The organism is Pseudomonas sp. BNK-44-b (assembly GCF_047456245.1).
GTDB lineage: Bacteria > Pseudomonadota > Gammaproteobacteria > Pseudomonadales > Pseudomonadaceae > Aquipseudomonas > Aquipseudomonas machongensis.
This window is the reverse complement of record NZ_CP179908.1, coordinates 4,680,395-4,701,018: the sequence shown is the minus strand read 5'-3', so window position 1 is coordinate 4,701,018 and position 20,624 is coordinate 4,680,395. Positions and strand designations below refer to the sequence as shown.

The following is a 20,624-nucleotide window of genomic DNA, read 5'->3' as shown; positions in this document are numbered from 1 at the left end:
CCGCGATGGCGTCACGCCCCCAAGGAATGCAATGAAAGTCCTATTTCTGGTGCAGAAGGAACAACGGGCCATCCTCGATCGCCTGTACGACGGCGTTGCGGCCAACTGCGAGTGCGACTTGCGCTGGTTGTCGAGCGACGACCAGCGCAACCTGCGGCGCTACTTCAAGCGTGAAGTGGACGTCGAGCGCTATGACCGTATCGTCTTTTTCCTGCGCTTCAAGCAGGAGATCCGCCAGGTCGGCTTCATTCGCACGATCCCTAATCTGGTGATACTCGAGCACGACGCCTACCAGAACTACATTCCCTGCAAATACACCGGCAAGTTCAGCGCGCACTACCGCAAACTGCCTTGGGCGCGAGTGATCAGCTCTGGCTACATGGTCAGCGAGCGCCTGCGCCAGGAAGGTTTCGATGCGGTGTTCGTGCCCAAGGGCTATGACGAGCAATTGCTGACCGACCAGGGGCGTGAGCGTGATATCGAACTGGCCTTTGTCGGCAGCACCAAGAGCGTCGCCTATAGCGGCCGCAAGGCGTTGCTCGATGAACTGGGGCAGGTGGAAAACCTGGTCGTGACTCGTACCAAGTCCGGTGAAGACTACTGCAACACGCTCAACCGTATCCGCTTCTTCGTCAGCGCCGACGTTGGCATGGGCGAGTACATGATCAAGAACTTCGAGGCCATGGCCTGTGGCTGCGTGCTGCTGGCCTACGACCAGGGCGAGGCGGAAAACCGTGCGCTGGGTCTCGAGGACATGCACAACGTGGTGCTGTACGACAGCATCCCGGTGCTGCAGGAGAAGTTGCGGACATTACGCGCCGATCCGGCACTCGCCGAACGCATCGCCGCCAATGGCCGCGAACTGGCGGTTTCTGGCTTTAGTTTTGCCCAGGTCGGGCGTAGCATCGTCGACCACATGATGCCCCCCCTCAGACCACGAGCGCCGCTCAGTGCGTGGCAGCGTCTGCGTCTGAAACTGGGGCTTTGAACCACATCAACCTGTCCATCGGACGGATTGGAAATGGCCCCAAGGCGGAGGGAGCCCAGTGCGCTTCTCGGAAAACAGTGACATCACGCTGGTGGTAACCAGCTGCGGGCGTTTCGACCTGCTCAAGACAACGCTGGAAAGCTTCGACCGCTACAACACCGCGTCGATCCGTGAGGTGTTCATCACCGAAGACTCGGGAGACGATGCGGTTCACGCTGCCGTCCCCGAGCATTGGAAGGCCCACTGCAAGGTGTTCGTCAACCGGCCCAAGCTGGGGCAACTGGCGTCGATCGACCTGGCCTACAGCCACGTCAAGACGCCCTACATCTTCCATTGCGAGGATGACTGGAGCTTCTATCGCCAGCACTTTGTCGAGGACTCCCGGCTGATCCTCGAGGCCAGCCCGCAGATCCTGCAGGTATGGCTGCGCAGCCATGCTCACGACCTGGCGATCCACAGCCCGTACATCCGCCTGGGAGACCGTCAGGTTATCGCCAATGTGCCCTGCTACCCCTTGCTTTCAGAAAAAGCCGATTGGCAGGCTTTCTCTCTGAATCCAGGATTGCGTCGGCTGAGCGATTACCAGACTTGTGCACCATTTGCTGCCTATTCTGGAGAGAAGGCGCTGTCGCGCCGTTATGCCGAGCTGGGCCTGACCGCCGTCACGCTCGAGGGCGATGCGGTGCTGCATACTGGTTTCGGTAGCCATGTGACCTTGCCCGAGGAAGTCCAGCGCAAGGTCAAGCGTCGCCAGCGTGACCGGATCAAGCTGGTTGCCACGCTCGTTGCAGGAACATTGGTCGGTATTGGAATCGGCTTTCTTGCTCATTGAATCGGTTGACCTGGCGGTTGGCCTGTCGGGTATGAGGGAGCTATGCCGATGAATGTTGTCAATGTGATGTGGTCGGGAGGTGCCCCGTACATGTCAGTTCACAAGGTGCACCGTCAGATGCTGTGCCATGTAGCAGAAGGGGCCGAGATCACCAATTGGCTGCTGCTGGGCGATGGCCTGTGCTGCGGCGAGGGCGCGATCCGAGAGTGGCACATGCCGCCTCGCACGCTCAAAGGCCGCAGCTTCTGGCGCTGGTTGACACCTGTGCTGCGGCACCGCTTGTACAAGGCACTGCAGCAGACCCGACCCGACGTCTTGCTGCTCGACGGCATGGGTGTTGCGCGCCTTGTGCTGCCGTTGATGCGACATTTCCCTGAGACACGAGTGACCGTGCTCTTTCATGGCTCGACCCGCATGCGCGGCAGCGACATTCGCTTGCTGCGCGCGGTCGAGGCGCACCGCCTGAGCATTGCTGCGGTTTCCCGCACCCTTGCCCAGGCGCTGGAGCAGGCCCTTGGTCGATCGGTCGATAGCCTGCGTGTCGCACTGGATCCCCAGGTATTCGGCGCGGCGCTCTTCGAGCGTGACCACGCCAGGCGGTTGCTTGCCATTGTTCAGCGTCCAGGGCCTGTATTCGGCGCGGTCGGTCGGCTGGTGGAGAGCAAAGGTTTCGAGATGCTGATCGAGGCCTTTGCTCAGGTGCACCGGCAGCAACCGGACGCCCGCATGGTGATCCTCGGCGACGGCGAGCTGCGAGCGCGCCTCAACGCCCGCATCCAGTCGCTCGGTCTGGGCGATAGTGTGCAGCTATGTGGTTACCGTCCCGATTTGTCGCAACTCTACCGTGCCTTCGACTGGCTGTTGGTGCCTTCGCGCTCGGAGGGGTTGGGGATGGTACTGCAGGAAGCCGTGCTGGCCGATGTGCCGGTGCTATGCAGCGACCTGCCGGTGTTTCGCGAGCAATTGGGACAGGCCGGGCGCTACCTGCCGGTAGGAGACCAGGCCGCCTGGGCGCGTGCGATCGGGGAGTGCAACACACTCAGCGCAAAGGAGACGGCTGCCAGGCAGCGTGATGCGTTGGACCCGGAGCAGGCCTGGCAGGCATTCAGCCAGGGCTCGCGGGCTTTGTTGCGGGGCTGATGTTCAGCGCTCCAGCAGCGCTGACTTCAGTTCGGTGAGCGGGAAGTGATCGCCCAGTCGCTCCCGCTCGATGTAGTTCGCCAGATGCTGCACGTTGCGTCGAACCATGCGTGCCGACAGCGGAGGGCGCAGAAAGCGCATGTCGGCGACATCAATGAGGCCCAGCTGTTGCTCGGGGGTAACCACGACGTTGCCCAGGTGCAATGAGCGGAAGTAGATCCCTGAACGATGAAGGTGTCGGATCAGTGCGATCAGTGCAGGCAGGTAGTCATTCCAGCTGAACCCCGGCAGGCGCGAACGCTGCAGCAGGGTTTCACCCGGCAGCGGGCGATAGAGCACTGCGGTGCGCCCCGGCAGATCCAGTTTGTGATGGCTGATCACTTCCAGAGTAGGGATGCCCAGTTGCACCAGGCGCGCTGCGTTGTCGATGAACCGCTGGGAGTAGGGGCGCAGCAGCGCAGATGAAATCAGACGTTTACGACGAAAAACCTTGAGGATATTGCCATCCTCGAGCAGGTAGACTTTGGCGCCGTAACTGTCGGCCTCCAGAACCCTGGCGCCGAGTGTCAGCTGATCGAAGTCGGGCTGGGAGAGTCGGGAGCATTGCATGGATGGGTGCCTTGTCTTCTGCAAGCAAAATGACTGGCAATAATGCCGAAAATAATGCGGTTGCACCATGACGGTGTCATTGGACTGATCGGGGGAAGGAATGCTGTATGAAAAACGCTGGGCTCAGGCCTGGCTCGGATTCGGTTTCGTCTGGTTCCTGGCGGCGATCGCCATGGCACCGAGCAACAAGCTCTATCAGCAAGGCCTTATCCTGTTCCTCTGGCTACCGACCCTGGTATTCGCCTGGTCCGCCCGACATCTTTTAGTGAGCGGGTGGCGCCGTCAGCCGGCGCTCTGGTCGGCGATCGCACTTTTGTTGGTCTGGGGAGCGTTGAGCTTGGTGTGGTCATCCACCGAAGAGGGCGGGCGCGAGGGTAAGCGTCTGGTCTATATCCTGCTGTTCCTTATGGCTTTCCCGTTGCTGGCGCAGCTTGGCGCCTGCCGTGTGCGTATGTTGTTGCGCATCGGTGGCATCTTGATGGCGATTGCTGCACTGATTTCGATCTACCGCTTCTATCATGTGGCCGGTAACGTACTGGTTTCTCGTCTTGAGGGAATCGGTGAAATCAGCCATCCGATCCTGGGTGCCTACGTCGTCGGTGTCATGGCCGTAGCGATGCTCTACGACTGCCCGCGCAATCGCCTCGTGCAGTCGGGTTGGCTGCTGGCCCTTGCCTGTCTGGGTGCCTTCATTGCCTTTTGCCAGAGCCGCGGGGCGGGCGTGGCCTTGCTGCTCACTGTGCTGTTGGCGCCATTCTGGATGCGTGATCGGCTCAGCAAGCTGATCTTCGTGTCGTCGCTGCTGATCACAGTTGTTGCGGTATTCCTGTTCCAGGACCTGATCATGCAGCGGGGTTCCTCCTACAGGCCTGAAATATTCCAGTCCTCCGTGCAGATGATCGAACAGCACCCATGGACCGGCCTGGGGCTTGGTGCGTTCTACCGCGTGGAGGCACTGGGGATCCAGTTCGACCATACCCACAATATGCTCACTCACGTTGCCGTCGAACTGGGGCTGCCCGGTATGCTGTTGTGGATAGCAGTATGGCTGTTCGCGCTGCGCGAGATCCTGCGTGCCCGCGAGACGATGTTGGGCAAGCTGGCGCTGGCAGTTTGGGTGTTTTCAACCGTGGCCATGCAACTCGATGCCGCAAGCCTCACCGGTACCCCCCGCGCGGAGTGGTTCATCAGCTGGTTGCCGGTCGGTCTGGCGATGATGTTGCCGTGGGTGCATGCCGAGCGAAAAGCCTGTGGTAAAATTTCCGGTTCAACCTGAACAGCGAGCTCGATGATGGCCGAAACACCGCGACCGGCGGACAACCCCACAAGCCTGAAGATCTATTTCAGGCTGCTGGGCTATGTGAAACCCTACATCGGCATTTTCCTGCTGAGCATTATCGGTTTCGTGATCTTTGCCTCGACCCAGCCGATGCTGGCGGGGATCCTCAAGTACTTCGTCGATGGCCTGAGCAATCCGCAAGCGGTGTTGTTCCCCGACGTCCCCTACCTGCGCGACCTGCAATTGCTGCAGGCGGTGCCGTTGCTGATCATCCTGATCGCTGCCTGGCAAGGGCTCGGGTCGTTCCTCGGTAACTACTATCTGGCCAAGGTCTCCCTCTGCCTGGTCCACGACCTGCGCCTGGAGCTGTTCAACAAGTTGTTGGTGCTGCCCAACCGCTACTTCGACAGCCATAACTCCGGGCACCTGATCTCGCGCATCACCTTCAACGTCACCATGGTCACCGGTGCCGCCACCGACGCGATCAAGGTGGTGATCCGTGAAGGCCTGACCGTGGTGTTCCTGTTCATCTACCTGATGTGGATGAACTGGAAGCTCACCCTGGTGATGGTTGCCATCCTGCCGGTCATTGCAGTGATGGTGAGTACTGCCAGCAAGAAATTCCGCAAGCAGAGCAAGAAGATCCAGGTGGCCATGGGTGACGTCACCCACGTGGCCTCCGAAACCATCCAGGGCTACCGTGTGGTGCGCAGCTTCGGCGGCGAAGCCTACGAAGAGCGTCGATTCCGAAATGCCAGCCAGAGCAACACCGACAAGCAGCTGCGCATGAACAAGACCGGCGCCCTCTACACCCCGGCCCTGCAACTGGTGATCTACAGCGCCATGGCCGCGCTGATGTTCCTGGTGCTGTTCCTGCGTGGTGATGCCTCGGCTGGCGACCTGGTCGCCTACATCACGGCGGCTGGCTTGTTGCCCAAGCCGATTCGCCAGCTTTCGGAGGTCAGCTCGACCATTCAGAAGGGCCTGGCCGGCGCCGAGAGCATCTTCGAGCAGCTCGACGAGAAGCCCGAGGTGGACGGCGGTACCGTGGAGAAGGAGCGTGTCGAGGGCCGTCTGGAGGTGCGCAACCTGAGCTTCACCTATCCAGGCACCGAGCGTCAGGTGCTGACCGACATCAGCTTCGTCGCCGAGCCCGGGCAGATGATCGCCCTGGTGGGGCGTTCTGGCAGCGGCAAGTCGACGCTGGCGGCGCTGATCCCGCGTTTCTACCACCACAACAAGGGCGAGATCCTGCTCGATGGTGTGGAAATCGAGGATTATCGCCTACGTAACCTGCGCCGGCATGTGGCCCAGGTGACCCAGCATGTCACCCTGTTCAACGACACCGTGGCCAACAATATCGCCTATGGCGACCTGGCCGGTGCGCCGCGCGAGGCCATCGAGGCTGCCGCGGCCGACGCTTACGCCAAGGAGTTCGTCGACCAACTGCCCAAGGGCTTCGACACCGAGGTCGGCGAGAATGGTGTGCTGCTGTCCGGTGGCCAGCGCCAGCGCCTGGCAATCGCCCGGGCGCTGTTGAAGAACGCTCCCTTGCTGATCCTCGACGAGGCGACCTCGGCACTGGATACCGAGTCCGAGCGTCATATTCAGGCGGCGCTCGACCATGTGATGGAAGGGCGCACCACCCTGGTGATCGCGCACCGTCTGTCGACCATCGAGAAGGCCGACCTGATCCTGGTCATGGATCAGGGGCGCCTGGTCGAGCGTGGTACCCATGCCGAACTGCTTGAGGCTAATGGCCATTATGCCCGCCTGCACGCCATGGGGCTCGATGAGCCGGACAAGGCCGATATCACCTGAAACCCTCATGAATCGGGGCGTGTGCGCCCCGATTGTCACTGGAATTGTCCCCGCCGCAGTTGGCGTTAAAGCCGCCGGCTGCCGTGTGCTAATATCCTGCCCCTGTTCATTTTTCCATATGGGTTGCCCATGAAGTTGTCCATGCCGCGTTTCGATCAAGCCCCGGTACTGGTGGTCGGCGATGTGATGCTCGACCGCTACTGGCATGGCGGTACATCGCGTATCTCGCCGGAAGCGCCGGTACCGGTGGTCAAGGTCGACCAGATCGAGGATCGGCCCGGCGGTGCGGCCAACGTTGCCTTGAATATCGCGGCACTTGGCGCCCCGGCTTCGCTGGTGGGCGTCACCGGCCAGGACGAAGCGGCCGACAGCCTGGCCAACAGCCTGCAGGCCGCTGGTGTGCGCTCGGTGTTCCAGCGCATTGCGCACCAGCCCACCATCGTCAAGCTGCGGGTCATGAGCCGCCACCAGCAATTGCTGCGCATCGATTTCGAAGAGCCCTTCGCCACCGATCCGCTGTCGCTGGGGGCTGAGGTCGATGCGCTGCTCGAAGGCGTCAAGGTGCTGGTGCTGTCGGATTACGGCAAGGGCGCGCTGAAGAACCACCAGTCGCTGATCCAGGCTGCTCGCAGCAAGGGCATCCCGGTACTGGCCGACCCCAAGGGCAAGGATTTTTCCATCTATCGCGGTGCCAGCCTGATCACCCCCAACCTCAGCGAGTTCGAGACCATCGTCGGGCGTTGCGCCGATGAAGCCGAGCTGGTCGCCAAGGGTTTGCAATTGCTCGAAGATCTTGACCTCGGCGCGTTGCTGGTGACCCGTGGGGAGCATGGCATGACCCTGCTGCGCACCGGCCATCCGGCCTTGCACCTGCCGGCCCGCGCCCGCGAGGTGTTCGACGTCACCGGTGCTGGCGATACCGTCATCTCGACGCTGGCGGCTGCCATTGCCGCAGGCGAGGACCTCCCGCATGCGGTGGCCCTGGCCAACCTGGCTGCGGGCATCGTCGTCGGCAAGCTGGGTACGGCGGCCATCAGCGCCCCGGAGTTGCGCCGGGCGATCCAGCGCGAAGAAGGCTCCGAGCGCGGTGTGCTGGGGCTCGAGCAGTTGTTGCTGGCTATCGACGACGCGCGTGCGCACAACGAGAAGATCGTCTTCACCAACGGTTGCTTCGACATTCTCCATGCCGGGCATGTGACGTATCTGGAGCAGGCCCGTTCCCAAGGGGATCGCCTCATCGTTGCGATCAACGACGATGCTTCGGTCAGCCGTCTCAAGGGGCCTGGGCGTCCGATCAACAGCGTCGATCGCCGCATGGCGGTGCTCGCCGGCCTGGGGGCGGTGGACTGGGTCATCAGTTTCCCTGAGGGAACACCTGAAAACCTGCTGCGCCAGGTCAAGCCGGATGTGCTGGTCAAAGGCGGCGATTACGGGATCGACCAGGTGGTCGGGGCGGATATCGTCAAGGCCTATGGCGGTACGGTGAAAGTGCTGGGTTTGGTCGAGAACAGCTCGACCACCGCGATCGTCGAGAAGATCCGCAAGAACTAAGCAGGTGCTGCATCGCGTACCACCGGTGATCGCGGGGCAGGTTGCAGCGGCCAGGCGCCGCTGCTGCTATTTATGCAGTGTGGTCTTTGCCCGCTGCAGCAACGCCCGCGCCTTGTCGCTGAACCGCTGCAGGTGCGAAGGCTTCTCGGGCCGGCTCTCCACCAACCCTTGCTGACGCACCCATTCCCGCCAGCGCACGCGCTCTTCCCTCACCACCCACCCATCCTGCAGGGCGAAGCTTTCGGCCAGGTACAGCCCGCGCGTGCTCGCGGGTATCAGCTGGTCCTTCTTCAGGGTGAACAGCTCCGCCAGTGGCTTGCCGTCCTTCAGGGGCATCAGATACAGGTCGGGGCGCTTGCGGTTGAGCCGGGCCACCAGTTGGTCGCCTTCCAGGCGCTCGTCGACGTGGAACAGGCTGAGCGACTTGGCCTCCTTGGGGACCTGCAGGCGCAGATCGTAAATCAGTTGCAGCGAGGCGGTGGGCAGGTGCACATAGGCCCGTGGTCGCTCGAGCAGCATCAGGTTGCCGCAGTGTACCGGCCGCGCCGCGCCCGAGGCCGGGCTCAGGGTGAAGGGCAGGGCTTCGCGGTAGTGCAGGGCCGCGGCATAAGGGGCGGGTAGCCAGGTGTCGTTGAAACGTCCGCCCAGCCAGCCTTCCGGGGTTTCCAGCAGGCATTCTTCTGCCACTTCCTGGATGGCCGTGTGCAGCGGGAGGTTGAGCTCCTGGGCAGGTACGTAACCGGAGATCAGCTTGAGTACGACATCGCCGCGGTCCTGGCGGTGCTGACGTACCAGCACCCAGTAGTCGCGGTTCTGCCAGTTGAGGGTCAGGCGTACCGAAACGCCCAGGTTGGCCAGTTCGATGACGAAGCGTTCGCTGTCATCCAGCTGGATCGCCTTGCGCCGTTGCAGAGTCTGGGCGAAGTTCAGCGGCATACCGATGCTCTGGTAGCTCAGGCGTTCCGGGGTGGCTTCGACATGCAGCGGCAGGGTCTTGAAGTTGCTCGGGTTCTTGCGGATAAGCGTACGCGCCACGAGGCTCCTCCTTGCATTCGGCGGCCGCGTGAGCGGCTCAGGCCTGGCCCAGAATACGGGCGACGGTGGCCACGTTGTGGGCCAGGTGCAACGGATTGATGGTGCCGACAATAGCACTGCTGACCCCCGGATGGGCGAACAGCAGCTCGAAGCTGGCCTGGACCGGGTCGACTCCTGGAGACAGGCAGATATGGCCGCTGGCCAGGGCCTTCTTCACCAGGATGGCCTTGCCGTGTTCGGCAGCGTAGTCCAGTACCGGGCGCTCCGCCTGCTCGTTGAGGTTGTAGGTGATCATCGCGCAGTCGCCCTGTTCCAGTGCTTTCAGGCCGCCGACGGCGGTCTTGCCGGAAAAGCCATAGCCGAGGATCTTACCCTCCTGCTTGAGCGCGGCGAGTGTCTGGTAGACCTCTTGCTGCTCAAGGATGGCCAGGTCATTGCCGTCGGAGTGCACCAGTACCAGTTCGATACGGTCGGTTTCCAGGCGCTTGAGGCTGCGCTCGACCGAGCGTCGGGTATGGACGGCGCTGAAGTCGAAGTGCGACAGGCCGTTTTCGAACTCTTCGCCGACCTTGCTGACGATGATCCAGTCGTTACGCTGGCCACGCAGCAACGGGCCGAGACGCTCTTCGCTGCGACCATAGGCCGGCGCGGTGTCGATCAGGTTGATGCCCAGCTCGCGCGCCTGCGACAGCAGCAGGCGGGCCTCGTCGTCGCCGGGGATGGTGAAGCCGTTGGGATACTTCACGCCCTGGTCGCGGCCAAGCTTGACCGTGCCCAGCCCCAGTGGCGATACCTTCAGGCCGGTGCCGCCCAAGGGACGGTGGAAATCGTGCAGGGTCGGCAGGCTCATGGCAGCAGTTGCTCCCAGGCCGGCATGCCGAGTGGGGGACGCGGCAAGTCTGTCAGGTCGGCCTGGGCGCTCGGGCGAATACCATCGCGCTCGAAGGCGGCCAGGACGCGGTCGGAGAAGTCTGGCGCCAGCGCCAGCTTGGTCGGCCAGCCAACCAGCAGGCGTTCCTGCTCGCTGAGGAAGGCGTTGTCGGGGCGTACCAGGCCCGACTGTGCGGGCTCGGCGCGATCGACGCGCAAGGTGGCCCAGCGCACTTGGCTTTGATCGACCCAGGGCAGCAGGCCGGCGATCTCTTTTTGCGCTGCGGCAATCTGCGCGGCCGGCTCGCGTGCCACGCCATCGGCTTCGGCGAGGTCGCCGCCCAGGTACCAGACCCACTGGCCATCGGCCGCCGGGTGGGTGGTCACGGTGACCCGTGGCTTGGTGCCACCGCCCAGGCAGTGGGCGTACAGCGGCTTGAGGTTGGGGCCTTTGGCCAGGACCATATGCAAGGGGCGGCGCTGCTGCGCGGGTTGGCTCAGGCCGAGGGCATGCAGCAGGTCCTCGGTGCCGCCGCCGGCACTGAGCACGATGCGTTGGGCGCGGATCTCGCGACCATCGACCTTCAGGCCGACCAGCGCCTGGCCTTCGTGCAGTGGCTCGATCCGCTCGCCAGCGAGCAAGCTGTCGCCGGCCAGTTGCGCGAGGTTGCCGATCAGGCTGGGTACATCGATGACCAGCTCGGCCAGACGGTAGACCTTGCCTTTGAAGGCGCGGTCCTGCAGGGCCGGTGGCAACTGCTCGCCCTTGACCTGATCGACCCGGCCGCGCACGGCCTTGCTGGCGAAGAAGCTGGTGAGGTTGCCGGCCAAGGTGCCGGGCGACCATAGATAGTGGGCATCGGAGAGCAGGCGGGTGTCGCGCAGGTCCAGCTCGCCGCTACCGGCCAGGGCCTCGCGCCAGCGCCGCGGCATGTCGGCGATGGCCTCCGAAGCGCCGGTCAGCGCGCCGTGCAGGGCGTACTTGGTGCCGCCATGGATGATGCCCTGGGACTTGATGGTCTGCTCGCCGCCAAGGCTGGCGCGCTCCACCAGCACCGTCGAATAGCCCTGGCGACGCAGCCGGGCATTGAGCCAGAGGCCTGCGACCCCGGCGCCGACGATGAGGACGTCAGTGGAAATGGCGGATGGCATGCGGGCACCTCGAAAACTGGAACGATTGCCCAGTATACAGCCCGTGCCCGGCAATGTTGCCTATCGATCAATGCCCAGCTGTCTTGGAGAAGACCTGGATCACCACCACACCCCCTACGATCATCGCCATCCCCAGCATGGCCGGTACATCCAGCTTCTGCCCATAGATCACCAGCGCTGCGATGCTGATCAGCACGATCCCCATGCCGGACCACACCGCGTAGGCGATACCCACTGGAATGCTGCGCACCACCAGCGTGAGCATCCAGAAGGCCACGGCATAGCCACACACCATCAGCAGCAACGGCAACGGCGTACTCAGGCCCTTGACCGCTTTCATCGAAGCGGTGGCGATGACCTCGGCGCAGATGGCGATGGCGAGATAGGTGTAGGCATTCATGATCGGTTTCCTCTGGTTACTGGTCGGGCATTCTAGGTTGTTCCTGATTGCGGTAAAGTCATTACCTATCGATTCTGGGGATAGGTAATGGCCGAACAGTGGAACCTTGAACAGTTGCGGCTTTTCGTCCAGGTCGCCGAGCTACGCTCGTTTTCTGCCGTGGCCCGTGCCCAGCGCAAGGCGCAGTCGGCCGTGAGCAACGCCATTGCGCTGCTTGAAGCAGACCTTGGCGTGATCCTTTTCGAACGCAGCAGTGGTCGTCAGCCGCGTCTGACCGAAAGTGGCGAAGCCTTGCTACGTGACGCTCAGGAGTTGTTGCGCCAGTGCGAGCGGCTCGATGGTCGCGCCCAGGCCTTGATGCGCGGCCAGGAACCGCTGCTGCGGGTGGCTCAGGACGAAGCCATGCCCTACCAGCCGGTGATCGACAGCCTTGATGAGCTGGCCAGCCAGTTCCCCTTTCTCCAGGTGCAACTGGCCAGTGGCGCACAGGGCGACGTGGCGCGCAAGCTGGTCGGGCGGCGGGCAGATCTCGGCTTGTTTTTTCATCACGAAAGCATCCCGGACTCGCTGGAGCGCCGTACCCTGGGCAGTGTCGAGATGGTCACGGTCTGTGCTGCGCATCATCCGCTTGCCCATGCCGGACGGGTAACCTGTCAGCAGCTGGCGCGTCACCGGCAGTTGCTCATCGCCCCACAGGACAGCGACTATCCGGGCGGCGAGCCGGTCAGCGCTCAGGTCTGGCGTGCCGACAGCTTCTACGTCATGGCCGAGTTGCTGATGCGCGGTCTGGGCTGGGCCTGGCTGCCACGGCACGTGGTGCAGTACCCGACGTACCAGGCGCACATGGTCGAGCTCGATAGCGAATGGCGCCCGCCGGCGCTGGTTGCCGAGCTGGCCTGGCGGCGCGACGAGCCGCTTGGGCCGGCAGCCCAATGGCTGGCTGAGCGCTTTGCCATGCACCTGCGGGCAATCGGCTAGTCTGACAGACCTTTTTCCCGTGAATCTGAGGTGGCTGTCTTCAACGTAGTATGGGCGAGTGCAGACACATTTCAGACAGACCCTAGTAAACTGCGGCGCCATGAACAGAACCCTCTACACCCTGCTGTTTCACCTGGGCCTGCCGCTGGTCGCGCTGCGCCTGTTCTTGCGTGGGCGCAAGGCGCCAGCGTATCGCCAGCGCATCGCCGAGCGCTTTGCCTGCAAGCTTCCGGCCATGCGCCAGGGCGGTATCTGGGTGCATGCGGTATCGGTGGGCGAGAGCATCGCTGCGGCGCCGATGGTCAAGGCACTGCTCGCGGCTTACCCGGACCTGCCCATTACGCTGACCTGCATGACCCCGACCGGCTCGGAGCGTATCCGCGCGATGTTCGCCAGCGAGCCGCGGGTCCAGCATTGTTATCTGCCCTACGATCTGCCCTGGGCAGCGGCGCGCTTCCTCGATCATGTGCGTCCGAAGCTGGGCATCATCATGGAAACCGAACTGTGGCCCAACCATATCCACCAGTGCGCTAGGCGCGGTATTCCCGTGGCCCTGGCCAATGCGCGGTTGTCGGAGCGTTCGGCACGCGGTTATGCTCGTTTCGCCGGCCTGACCCGGCCGATGCTCGAAGAGATGAGCCTGATTGCGGTACAGACCGAGACCGAGGCCGAGCGTTTCCGCAGTCTGGGCGCCCGTGCGCAGTGCGTGCAGGTGACCGGTTCGATCAAGTTCGACCTGAAGGTGCACGATCAACTACTGCCACATGCCCGCCAGTTGCGCGAGCAGTGGTCGGCCCTGCAGCGGCCAGTGTGGATTGCCGCCAGCACTCATGAGGGCGAGGATGCGCTCATTCTCGAAGCCCACCAGCGCCTGCTGCAGGTGCATGGCGATGCACTCCTGATCCTGGTGCCACGTCACCCGGAGCGTTTCGATGCGGTGCATGAACTGTGTCGCGAACGTTTCACCACGGTGCGACGTTCTTCGGGTGCGGCGGTAGACGGGCAGGTCCAGGTCCTGCTTGGCGATACCATGGGCGAGTTGATGTTCCTCTACGCCTTGGCTGATATCACCTTCGTGGGCGGCAGCCTGGTGCCCACTGGCGGGCACAATCCGCTGGAGCCGGCAGCGCTCGCATTGCCGGTAATTACCGGCCCGCACGTGTTCAACTTCCTCGAGATCAGCGCGATGTTGCGTGAAGCTGGTGCGTTACAACAGGTGGACGACGCCGAAGGACTGGCCGCTGCGGTCCGACGCCTGATTGAGCTTCCCCAGGATTGTCGGCGCATGGGCGAGGCAGGCAGGGCGGTGATGCAGGCCAACCAGGGTGCCCTGCAACGATTGCTCGAGGCCCTTGGGAAGCTCATCCAGACGCGTTCATGATGTCCTCTTTCGACCGTCTGCATGGATGTGTTCGGCATGAGATCAGGGTGGTAATTATGTGGCGATGTGGCTGAGTGGGATGTCAGTAGGCTCGACATGAGGATGCCGCTGGGGCATCCCTATTGGAGAACTACCACATGCGCTCTCTTGCCCTGTCTTTCGCTTTGCTCATGGCGTCGCTTCCCGCATTCGCATACCTTGCACCTCGGCCTGTCGAGACCGGAGGATTCGACGGTCCCTGGATTGAGATGCTCGTGGATCATGCGGATCCTAACGCAAACGTCGATGTGTATGGCGACACCTTCGTTGTGGACGACCAAGCTTCGTTCAACGTGGACGATGTAAGTCGAGGAGGGTTGTATTTCGTTGAACGGGAGCTAGGGAGTAACGACTTCCATGAGTCGTTCTCGCTGGCTAGCGGTGACCGCACCTGCATCTACACTATCAAGTACACGGCCGAAACAGCGAGTCTGCAGCCCTCTGCAAGCTCGACGGGCCCCGAATTGGCCTCCTGCACGCATGAGCTGACGCAGGATGGTAATCGAAATACCGTGAAATTTGTCATGGACTGAACTGCACAACGGGCGAGCCGCCAGCTCGCCCCTTGTCATGTTCTTCAGGGCCGCCGCTCGAAGTTCTTCGCGGCTGCGGCCGCAAGATCCGGCGGCAGGAAGTCCTTGTCCGGGTTGTAGTCGGCTTTCAGGTAGCGCCCCAGGTCTTGAAGGTCTTGCGGGCTCAGCGTGCCGGCGGCCTGCTTGAGGCGAAGGTTGTCGAGGATGTAGTCGTAGCGGCTGTTGTTGTAGTCGCGCACCGAAGTGTAGAGCTGGCGCTGCGCATCGAGCACGTCGACGATGTTGCGGGTGCCGACCTGGTAGCCGATCTCGGTGGCTTCCAGGGCGCTTTGGTTGGAGATGATCGACTGTTTGCGGGCCTGCACCTGCTCCACATCGGTATTCACCGCGCGGTGCAGGTTGCGAGTGTTCTCCACCACCTGGCGGCGCAGGCTTTCGCGCTGCTGTTCGCTTTGGCTCAGGCGGGCATAGGCTTCACGCACCTGCGAGCTGGTCAGCCCGCCGCTATAGATCGGAATGTTCAGTTGCAAGCCAATGCTGGTCTGCTCCACGTCACCGCCGTAGCGCACGCCGGGTTGCGGCGCGGGGTTGGTGAAGCCGAGGTTGTCGTTGTCGCCCTTCTGGTAACGCGCCACGGCATCGAGGGTCGGGGCATGGCCGGCCTTGCGCTGGCGCAAGGTTTCCTCGGCGGCATCGACGGCGTGGTTGGTCGCCAGCAGGTTGAGGTTCTGCCGTGCGGCAGTCTCCACCCAGGCCTTGGCGTCGTTGGGCGCCGGTACCTGCACCGGCAAGCTGTGGACCACACCCTGCAGCGACCCGTACTCGCGGTTGGTCAAGGTCACCAGCGCCTCGAAGGCGTCCTGCACCTGGCGCTCGGCGATGATCCGATTGGCACGGGCGGTGTCGTAGCTGGCCTGGGATTGCAGCACGTCGGTCTTGTCGGAGAGCCCGACGTCGAAACGCTCGTTGGACTGGTCGAGCTGGCGCTTGAACGCTGCTTCCTCGGCCTTGGTCGAAGCCAGGTTGTCCTGCGCGCGCAAGACGGCGAAATAGTTTTCGGCCGTTTGCAGGATCAGGTTCTGCTCGGTGGCCGACAGCTCCAGCGCCGCTTGCTCGTTGACCGCCTCGGCGGCCTGCAGTTGGAACCAGCGGTCGGCACGGAAGATCGGCTGCGACAGTGTGGCACTCCAGGAGTTACCGCTGCGGTTGGAGGTGATCGAGGGTTCGTCCAGCTTGGTGCGGGTGTTCATCATTTCCGCACCGGCGGACAGATTGGGCAGCAGGCCTGCCCTGGCCTGCGGCACCACTTCACGGCGGGCGCCGTAGTCGGCGCGGGCGGCGGCGAGATCGGCGTTGTTGTTCACCGCTTCCTGGTAGACGCTGACCAGGTCGGTCTTCACCGTCGTGGGCACATCCGCTGCCCAGACCACTCCGTTGGACGCACAAGACACGGCAATCGCCAGTGAAAGTTTGCGCAGCATAGGGCAATCCTTGTACGAAATTGAATTTCTGAACTGTTGAGTTTCGTGCGATGCGCCAGTGTAGTGCCGCTGGCTGTCGGCAACAATCCGCCTGTTGCACCTTTCGTCTCTCGTGCATTTACGCGCTTGGCTTTGCCGACCACTCCAGTCTAGACTGCGCACGTTCTTGTCGGGGTGCCTTGAATCGAAGGCTGAGATCGGAGAGTTTCCGGATCCCGTTGAACCTGATCAGGTTAGCGCCTGCGTAGGGAACAAGATTGCTCGCCTTCCCGGGGAGCCTCTTGTGCCAGGTCCGGGAATGTCAGGCTGTCGTGCAGCCAAGGCACCCCATGTATCCGGCACTGCACTCCATCCAAGGGGTGCGTCCGCGCCTTTCAGGTTCTCCCCGACATTCCGCCCGCTAGGAAGCTGTCTGGAGAGCCTGTGATGAGTAAACAAGAAAAAGCGATCAGCCTGAGCGAGTCGGCCAAAGTCGACCAGCAGTCCGTGCAACCCTTGCCCAATTCGCGCAAGGTCTACGTCCAAGGCTCGCGCCCGGACATCCGCGTGCCCATGCGCGAGATCAGCCTGCACGACACCCCCACCGACTTCGGCGGCGAGAAGAACGCGCCGGTGCTGGTCTATGACACTTCCGGCCCCTACACCGATCCCAACGTCATCATCGATGTGCGCAAGGGCCTGGGCGATGTGCGTTCGGCCTGGATCGACGCGCGTGGCGATACCGAGCGCCTGGAAGGCCTGAGCTCGAATTTCGGCCAGCAGCGCCTGAACGACGCCGAACTCGCCAAGCTGCGCTTCGCCCACGTCCGCAACCCACGCCGCGCCAAGGCCGGTGCCAACGTCTCGCAGATGCACTACGCACGCCGGGGCATCATCACCGCCGAGATGGAATACGTCGCCATCCGCGAGAACATGAAACTGCAGGAGGCCCGCGCTGCCGGCCTGCTCGACCAGCAGCACGCCGGTCACAGCTTCGGGGCCAGCATCCCGAAGGAGATCACCCCCGAATTCGTACGTGAAGAGATCGCCCGCGGTCGCGCGATCATCCCTGCCAACATCAACCACACCGAACTCGAGCCGATGATCATCGGCCGCAACTTCCTGGTGAAGATCAACGGCAACATCGGCAACAGCGCCCTGGGTTCCTCGATCGAGGAAGAAGTGGCCAAGCTGACCTGGGGTATCCGTTGGGGCTCGGACACGGTCATGGACCTGTCCACCGGCAAGCACATCCACGAGACTCGCGAGTGGATCATTCGCAACTCGCCGGTCCCGATCGGCACTGTGCCGATCTACCAGGCCCTGGAAAAAGTCAACGGCGTTGCCGAAGACCTGACCTGGGAGCTGTTCCGCGACACCCTGATCGAGCAGGCCGAGCAGGGCGTGGACTACTTCACCATCCATGCCGGCGTATTGCTGCGCTATGTGCCGCTGACCGCCAAGCGCGTCACCGGCATCGTCAGCCGTGGCGGTTCGATCATGGCCAAGTGGTGCCTGGCGCATCACAAGGAGAACTTCCTCTACACGCATTTCGACGAGATCTGCGAAATCATGAAGGCCTACGACGTCAGCTTCTCGCTGGGCGATGGCCTGCGTCCGGGCTCGATCGCCGACGCCAACGATGCCGCCCAGTTCGGTGAGCTGGAAACCCTCGGCGAGCTGACCAAGATCGCCTGGAAGCACGACGTGCAGTGCATGATCGAAGGCCCAGGCCATGTGCCGATGCAGTTGATCAAGGAGAACATGGACAAGCAGCTGGAGTGCTGCGACGAGGCGCCGTTCTACACCCTTGGCCCGCTGACCACCGACATCGCACCGGGCTACGACCACATCACCTCCGGTATCGGTGCGGCGATGATCGGCTGGTTCGGCTGCGCCATGCTCTGCTACGTCACGCCCAAGGAGCACCTGGGCCTGCCGAACAAGGATGACGTCAAGACCGGCATCATCACCTACAAGATCGCCGCGCATGCCGCCGACCTTGCCAAGGGCCACCCGGGCGCGCAGATCCGCGACAACGCACTGTCCAAGGCGCGCTTCGAGTTCCGCTGGGAAGACCAGTTCAACCTCGGCCTGGATCCGGACACCGCACGCTCGTTCCACGACGAGACCCTGCCCAAGGAATCGGCCAAGGTTGCCCACTTCTGCTCGATGTGCGGGCCGAAGTTCTGTTCGATGAAGATCACCCAGGAAGTGCGCGAGTACGCGGCCAAGATCGAAGCCGTGGATGTGACCGCCGAGCAGGGCATGCGCGAGCAGGCCGAGCGGTTCCGCCAGGAAGGCAGCCAGCTTTATCACAAGGTGTAAGTGATGCCGGCAGGGTGGTGGTGAGCCACTCTGCCGTTGCATTTGTATCGAGGCCTCCGGCCCTTTCGCGGGCAAGCCCGCTCCCACGAGCGGGCTTGCCCGCGAAAGGACCGGAGGCTTCACCACACATCCCAACCCCTTTGGCGACCCTTCCAATGACCACCCCCAGCCATTTCTCGCCCGATCACCCGGTCCCCTCCAGCCAGCGCCTGTTCGGCGCCCGCGATCTGTTCTCGTTGTGGTTCTCCCTCGGCATCGGCCTGATGGTCCTGCAGGTTGGTGCCTTGCTCGCACCGGGCCTGGGCTTGGCGGGCTCGGTGCTGGCGATCGTGCTCGGTACGGCGGTCGGGGTGCTGTTGCTTGCGGCAGTGGGGGTGACCGGCAGCGATACCGGCCTTTCTGCGATGGCCGGTCTGCGCCTGTCGCTGGGGCGCCATGGCGCGCGTCTGCCGGCGTTGCTCAACCTGCTGCAACTGGTCGGCTGGGGATCGTTCGAGATCATTGTCATGCGTGACGCCGCCAGCCTGCTGGGCGCACGCACCTTCGGCGAAGGCAGCGCCTGGAACAGCCCGCTGCTCTGGACCCTGTGCTTCGGCGCGCTGGCAACCCTGCTGGCCGTCAGTGGCCCGTTGGCCTTCGTGCGCAAGGTGTTGCGCAAGTGGGGGATCTGGCTGCTGCTCGGCGCCTGCCTGTGGCTGACATGGAATCTGTTCGCCAAGGCCGATCTTGCCGACCTCTGGCGGCGCCCAGGCGATGGCTCGCTGTCGCTGGCGGTGGGCTTCGATATCGTCATCGCCATGCCGCTATCGTGGCTGCCACTGATCGCCGACTACTCGCGCTTCGGCAAGCGTGCCAGCCGCGTCTTCGGCGGCACCGCGCTGGGCTTTTTCATCGGCAACGCCTGGCTGATGAGCCTGGGCGTCTCCTATACCCTGGCGTTCGCTCCGAGCGGCGAGGTGAATGCCTTGCTGCTGGCGCTGGCCGGTGCAGGGCTGGGGATCCCGCTGTTGCTTATCCTGCTGGACGAGTCGGAAAACGCCTTTGCCGACATCCATTCGGCGGCAGTGTCCACAGGGCTGCTGGTGAGGCTGAAGGTCGAGCACCTGGCGCTGGCGATCGGTCTGCTGTGCACCCTGATCGCACTGTTGGCACCGCTGGCCCAGTACCAGAACTTCCTGCTGTTGATCGGTTCGGTGTTCGCGCCGCTGTTCGGTGTGGTGCTGGTGGATCACTTCGTGATCCGCCGTCGCCGCCTGCCGCAGCAGGTGCCGGGGCTGCATTGGCCGGCGCTGCTGGCCTGGCTGGCGGGGGTGGTGGTCTACCACCTGCTGGCGCACGAGGCGCCAGAGCTTGGGGCGACCCTCCCAGCCTTGCTGCTGGCAGGTGGCCTATATGGGGTACTGGGTGCTATCCGCGGCCGGGAAACAGCTCGGGCTTGATGACGCCGTTCAGGCGCGGATAAGGGATCTTCAGTTCGACGTGGCCCATGGAATAGGGCGCGATCGCGTAGACCTCATACTTCACCAGCACCGCGCCGTACGTCAGGGCGATGTGCGGCGAGCGCTTGAATGGCCAGGTCTTCACGAACTCGGCGTCCTTGTCCATGCCGGTGCTGATCAGCCAGGCGCGGTGCGACTCCTCGACGGTCTTCCAGAACGTCTCTTCCTGGCCAGGCACCAGCATGTCCTGGAGCGTGAGCACCTTGTCCTGCTTGCGTGAATAGTTGATGAAGGCCCGCCCCGGCATACCGTGGGCACCGCCGCTGTCCAGGTAACTGGACAGCTCGACGATCACCAGTCCGTCATGCTGCTCGCGTACCTTGGCCTGCAGGTAGCTGCTGTTGCGCGCTTGTGCGCTGGCCAAGTATTGCTGCTCATACTGCTGCAATGTGGTGGGTGTGGTACCGCGCTGGTTGTCTTCGGTCAGTTGCAGCAAGCGACGCTCGACGATGGCATCAAGCTTGGGCAGCGCCGGGAAGTGCACGGTGTCGATGTTCACCAGCGGGCAATCACGCTCGCTGCAACCGGGTTTGACGTGTTCCCAGGCGTCGCGCTTGACCTCGAGCGGTGCACGATAGTTGGGCGTGAACAAGCTCTGGCAGGCGCCGAGGGTCAACGCCAGCAGGGCGACGGCAGTCAGTTTGACGAGCGTCATGGTGATCCTTGCAGAACATGGATGATCGGCCTTGGACCGTCGGCAGGGCCTTCGGTTCGCCACTAAGCTAACAG

18 protein-coding genes and 1 riboswitch are annotated in these 20,624 nt (G+C 63.1%); of the genes, 11 read left to right on the top strand and 7 right to left on the bottom strand.

Features of this window, described 5'->3' with window-relative positions; translation table 11 throughout:
• The first annotated feature begins 31 nt into the window (after positions 1-31).
• Genes ACMGGG_RS21425 through ACMGGG_RS21415 form a run of 3 tightly spaced genes read left to right on the top strand, consistent with a single transcriptional unit; the run spans position 32 to position 2,960 of the window.
• Positions 32-988 (top strand): glycosyltransferase, encoded by a 957-nt coding sequence (locus ACMGGG_RS21425; protein WP_323453085.1) that lies wholly within the window; start codon positions 32-34, stop codon positions 986-988.
• Between the two features lie 58 nt (positions 989-1,046).
• Positions 1,047-1,820, top strand: coding sequence for a glycosyltransferase family 2 protein (locus ACMGGG_RS21420; RefSeq protein WP_112899318.1), 774 nt, complete (start codon positions 1,047-1,049; stop codon positions 1,818-1,820).
• Positions 1,821-1,868: 48 nt separating this feature from the next.
• Entirely contained in the window at positions 1,869-2,960 is a 1,092-nt protein-coding gene (locus tag ACMGGG_RS21415; RefSeq protein WP_414154392.1) for a glycosyltransferase, read from the top strand.
• 3 nt (positions 2,961-2,963) lie between these two features.
• Here the strand turns inward: ACMGGG_RS21415 and ACMGGG_RS21410 are convergent, their stop codons facing one another.
• A complete protein-coding gene (locus ACMGGG_RS21410; RefSeq protein ID WP_063546459.1) occupies positions 2,964-3,569 on the bottom strand; it encodes a hypothetical protein in 606 nt (201 codons plus the stop codon).
• 100 nt (positions 3,570-3,669) lie between these two features.
• On the opposite strand from ACMGGG_RS21410, the gene ACMGGG_RS21405 reads away from it, so the two are divergent.
• The 3 genes from ACMGGG_RS21405 (at position 3,670) to hldE (ending at position 8,220) form a co-directional block, all read left to right on the top strand.
• Positions 3,670-4,845, top strand: coding sequence for an O-antigen ligase family protein (locus ACMGGG_RS21405; protein WP_414154391.1), 1,176 nt, complete (start codon positions 3,670-3,672; stop codon positions 4,843-4,845).
• A gap of 15 nt (positions 4,846-4,860) precedes the next feature.
• Positions 4,861-6,669 carry a lipid A export permease/ATP-binding protein MsbA gene (gene msbA, locus ACMGGG_RS21400; protein ID WP_054893200.1) on the top strand — a complete coding sequence of 603 codons (1,809 nt, stop codon included), beginning with the start codon at positions 4,861-4,863 and terminating at the stop codon, positions 6,667-6,669.
• Between the two features lie 129 nt (positions 6,670-6,798).
• On the top strand, positions 6,799-8,220 hold the full coding sequence (gene hldE / locus ACMGGG_RS21395; protein ID WP_414154390.1) for a bifunctional D-glycero-beta-D-manno-heptose-7-phosphate kinase/D-glycero-beta-D-manno-heptose 1-phosphate adenylyltransferase HldE: 1,422 nt from the start codon (positions 6,799-6,801) through the stop codon (positions 8,218-8,220).
• Positions 8,221-8,286: 66 nt separating this feature from the next.
• Here hldE and ACMGGG_RS21390 read toward each other — a convergent pair whose 3' ends face one another.
• From ACMGGG_RS21390 to ACMGGG_RS21375, 4 genes are all read right to left on the bottom strand, one after another.
• Positions 8,287-9,255 (bottom strand): metal ABC transporter ATPase, encoded by a 969-nt coding sequence (locus ACMGGG_RS21390; protein ID WP_414154389.1) that lies wholly within the window; start codon positions 9,253-9,255, stop codon positions 8,287-8,289.
• A 37-nt stretch (positions 9,256-9,292) separates the two neighbouring features.
• Positions 9,293-10,105 (bottom strand): aldo/keto reductase, encoded by an 813-nt coding sequence (locus ACMGGG_RS21385; RefSeq protein WP_372821930.1) that lies wholly within the window; start codon positions 10,103-10,105, stop codon positions 9,293-9,295.
• Positions 10,102-11,277, bottom strand: coding sequence for an NAD(P)/FAD-dependent oxidoreductase (locus tag ACMGGG_RS21380; protein ID WP_414154388.1), 1,176 nt, complete (start codon positions 11,275-11,277; stop codon positions 10,102-10,104). The genes ACMGGG_RS21385 and ACMGGG_RS21380 overlap by 4 nt, the downstream gene beginning before the upstream one ends.
• Before the next feature lie 67 nt (positions 11,278-11,344).
• The gene (locus tag ACMGGG_RS21375) at positions 11,345-11,677 is read right to left on the bottom strand and encodes a DMT family transporter (protein WP_112899312.1); all 333 of its coding nucleotides are present in this window, start codon (positions 11,675-11,677) and stop codon (positions 11,345-11,347) included.
• An 87-nt stretch (positions 11,678-11,764) separates the two neighbouring features.
• Between ACMGGG_RS21375 and ACMGGG_RS21370 the strand changes: the two genes are divergently transcribed.
• From ACMGGG_RS21370 to ACMGGG_RS21360, 3 genes are all read left to right on the top strand, one after another.
• A complete protein-coding gene (locus ACMGGG_RS21370; RefSeq protein ID WP_112899311.1) occupies positions 11,765-12,655 on the top strand; it encodes a LysR family transcriptional regulator in 891 nt (296 codons plus the stop codon).
• Positions 12,656-12,755: 100 nt separating this feature from the next.
• Positions 12,756-14,036 (top strand): lipid IV(A) 3-deoxy-D-manno-octulosonic acid transferase, encoded by a 1,281-nt coding sequence (waaA, locus tag ACMGGG_RS21365; RefSeq protein ID WP_063546445.1) that lies wholly within the window; start codon positions 12,756-12,758, stop codon positions 14,034-14,036.
• Positions 14,037-14,173: 137 nt separating this feature from the next.
• Positions 14,174-14,608, top strand: a complete 435-nt coding sequence (locus ACMGGG_RS21360) for a hypothetical protein (protein ID WP_414154387.1) — start codon at positions 14,174-14,176, stop codon at positions 14,606-14,608.
• 44 nt (positions 14,609-14,652) lie between these two features.
• On the opposite strand, the gene ACMGGG_RS21355 is transcribed toward ACMGGG_RS21360, so the two are convergent.
• The gene (locus ACMGGG_RS21355) at positions 14,653-16,089 is read right to left on the bottom strand and encodes a TolC family outer membrane protein (protein WP_054893157.1); all 1,437 of its coding nucleotides are present in this window, start codon (positions 16,087-16,089) and stop codon (positions 14,653-14,655) included.
• A 160-nt stretch (positions 16,090-16,249) separates the two neighbouring features.
• Positions 16,250-16,357, top strand: a riboswitch (TPP riboswitch).
• Positions 16,358-16,515: 158 nt separating this feature from the next.
• Here ACMGGG_RS21355 and thiC point away from each other — a divergent pair.
• Both thiC and cytX read left to right on the top strand, forming a co-directional pair.
• A complete protein-coding gene (gene thiC, locus ACMGGG_RS21350) occupies positions 16,516-18,396 on the top strand; it encodes a phosphomethylpyrimidine synthase ThiC (protein WP_323453094.1) in 1,881 nt (626 codons plus the stop codon).
• Positions 18,397-18,551: 155 nt separating this feature from the next.
• On the top strand, positions 18,552-19,835 hold the full coding sequence (cytX, locus tag ACMGGG_RS21345; protein WP_414154386.1) for a putative hydroxymethylpyrimidine transporter CytX: 1,284 nt from the start codon (positions 18,552-18,554) through the stop codon (positions 19,833-19,835).
• On the opposite strand, the gene ACMGGG_RS21340 is transcribed toward cytX, so the two are convergent.
• Positions 19,804-20,550: an RsiV family protein gene (locus ACMGGG_RS21340; RefSeq protein ID WP_414154385.1), complete on the bottom strand. Its 747-nt coding sequence runs from the start codon at positions 20,548-20,550 to the stop codon at positions 19,804-19,806. The two genes, cytX and ACMGGG_RS21340, sit on opposite strands and share 32 nt — an antisense overlap.
• Between the last annotated feature and the right edge of the window lie 74 nt (positions 20,551-20,624).

Bases quoted from the DNA above. Each gene is read 5' to 3' on its own strand.
- ACMGGG_RS21425 (WP_323453085.1), top strand. From the start codon at position 32: ATGAAAGTCCTATTTCTGGTGCAGAAGGAACAACGGGCCATCCTCGAT.
- ACMGGG_RS21415 (WP_414154392.1), top strand. From the start codon at position 1,869: ATGAATGTTGTCAATGTGATGTGGTCGGGAGGTGCCCCGTACATGTCA.
- ACMGGG_RS21410 (WP_063546459.1), bottom strand. From the start codon at position 3,569: ATGCAATGCTCCCGACTCTCCCAGCCCGACTTCGATCAGCTGACACTC.
- ACMGGG_RS21405 (WP_414154391.1), top strand. From the start codon at position 3,670: ATGCTGTATGAAAAACGCTGGGCTCAGGCCTGGCTCGGATTCGGTTTC.
- msbA (WP_054893200.1), top strand. From the start codon at position 4,861: ATGGCCGAAACACCGCGACCGGCGGACAACCCCACAAGCCTGAAGATC.
- hldE (WP_414154390.1), top strand. From the start codon at position 6,799: ATGAAGTTGTCCATGCCGCGTTTCGATCAAGCCCCGGTACTGGTGGTC.
- ACMGGG_RS21385 (WP_372821930.1), bottom strand. From the start codon at position 10,105: ATGAGCCTGCCGACCCTGCACGATTTCCACCGTCCCTTGGGCGGCACC.
- ACMGGG_RS21380 (WP_414154388.1), bottom strand. From the start codon at position 11,277: ATGCCATCCGCCATTTCCACTGACGTCCTCATCGTCGGCGCCGGGGTC.
- ACMGGG_RS21375 (WP_112899312.1), bottom strand. From the start codon at position 11,677: ATGAATGCCTACACCTATCTCGCCATCGCCATCTGCGCCGAGGTCATC.
- ACMGGG_RS21370 (WP_112899311.1), top strand. From the start codon at position 11,765: ATGGCCGAACAGTGGAACCTTGAACAGTTGCGGCTTTTCGTCCAGGTC.
- waaA (WP_063546445.1), top strand. From the start codon at position 12,756: ATGAACAGAACCCTCTACACCCTGCTGTTTCACCTGGGCCTGCCGCTG.
- ACMGGG_RS21360 (WP_414154387.1), top strand. From the start codon at position 14,174: ATGCGCTCTCTTGCCCTGTCTTTCGCTTTGCTCATGGCGTCGCTTCCC.
- ACMGGG_RS21355 (WP_054893157.1), bottom strand. From the start codon at position 16,089: ATGCTGCGCAAACTTTCACTGGCGATTGCCGTGTCTTGTGCGTCCAAC.
- thiC (WP_323453094.1), top strand. From the start codon at position 16,516: ATGAGTAAACAAGAAAAAGCGATCAGCCTGAGCGAGTCGGCCAAAGTC.
- cytX (WP_414154386.1), top strand. From the start codon at position 18,552: ATGACCACCCCCAGCCATTTCTCGCCCGATCACCCGGTCCCCTCCAGC.
- ACMGGG_RS21340 (WP_414154385.1), bottom strand. From the start codon at position 20,550: ATGACGCTCGTCAAACTGACTGCCGTCGCCCTGCTGGCGTTGACCCTC.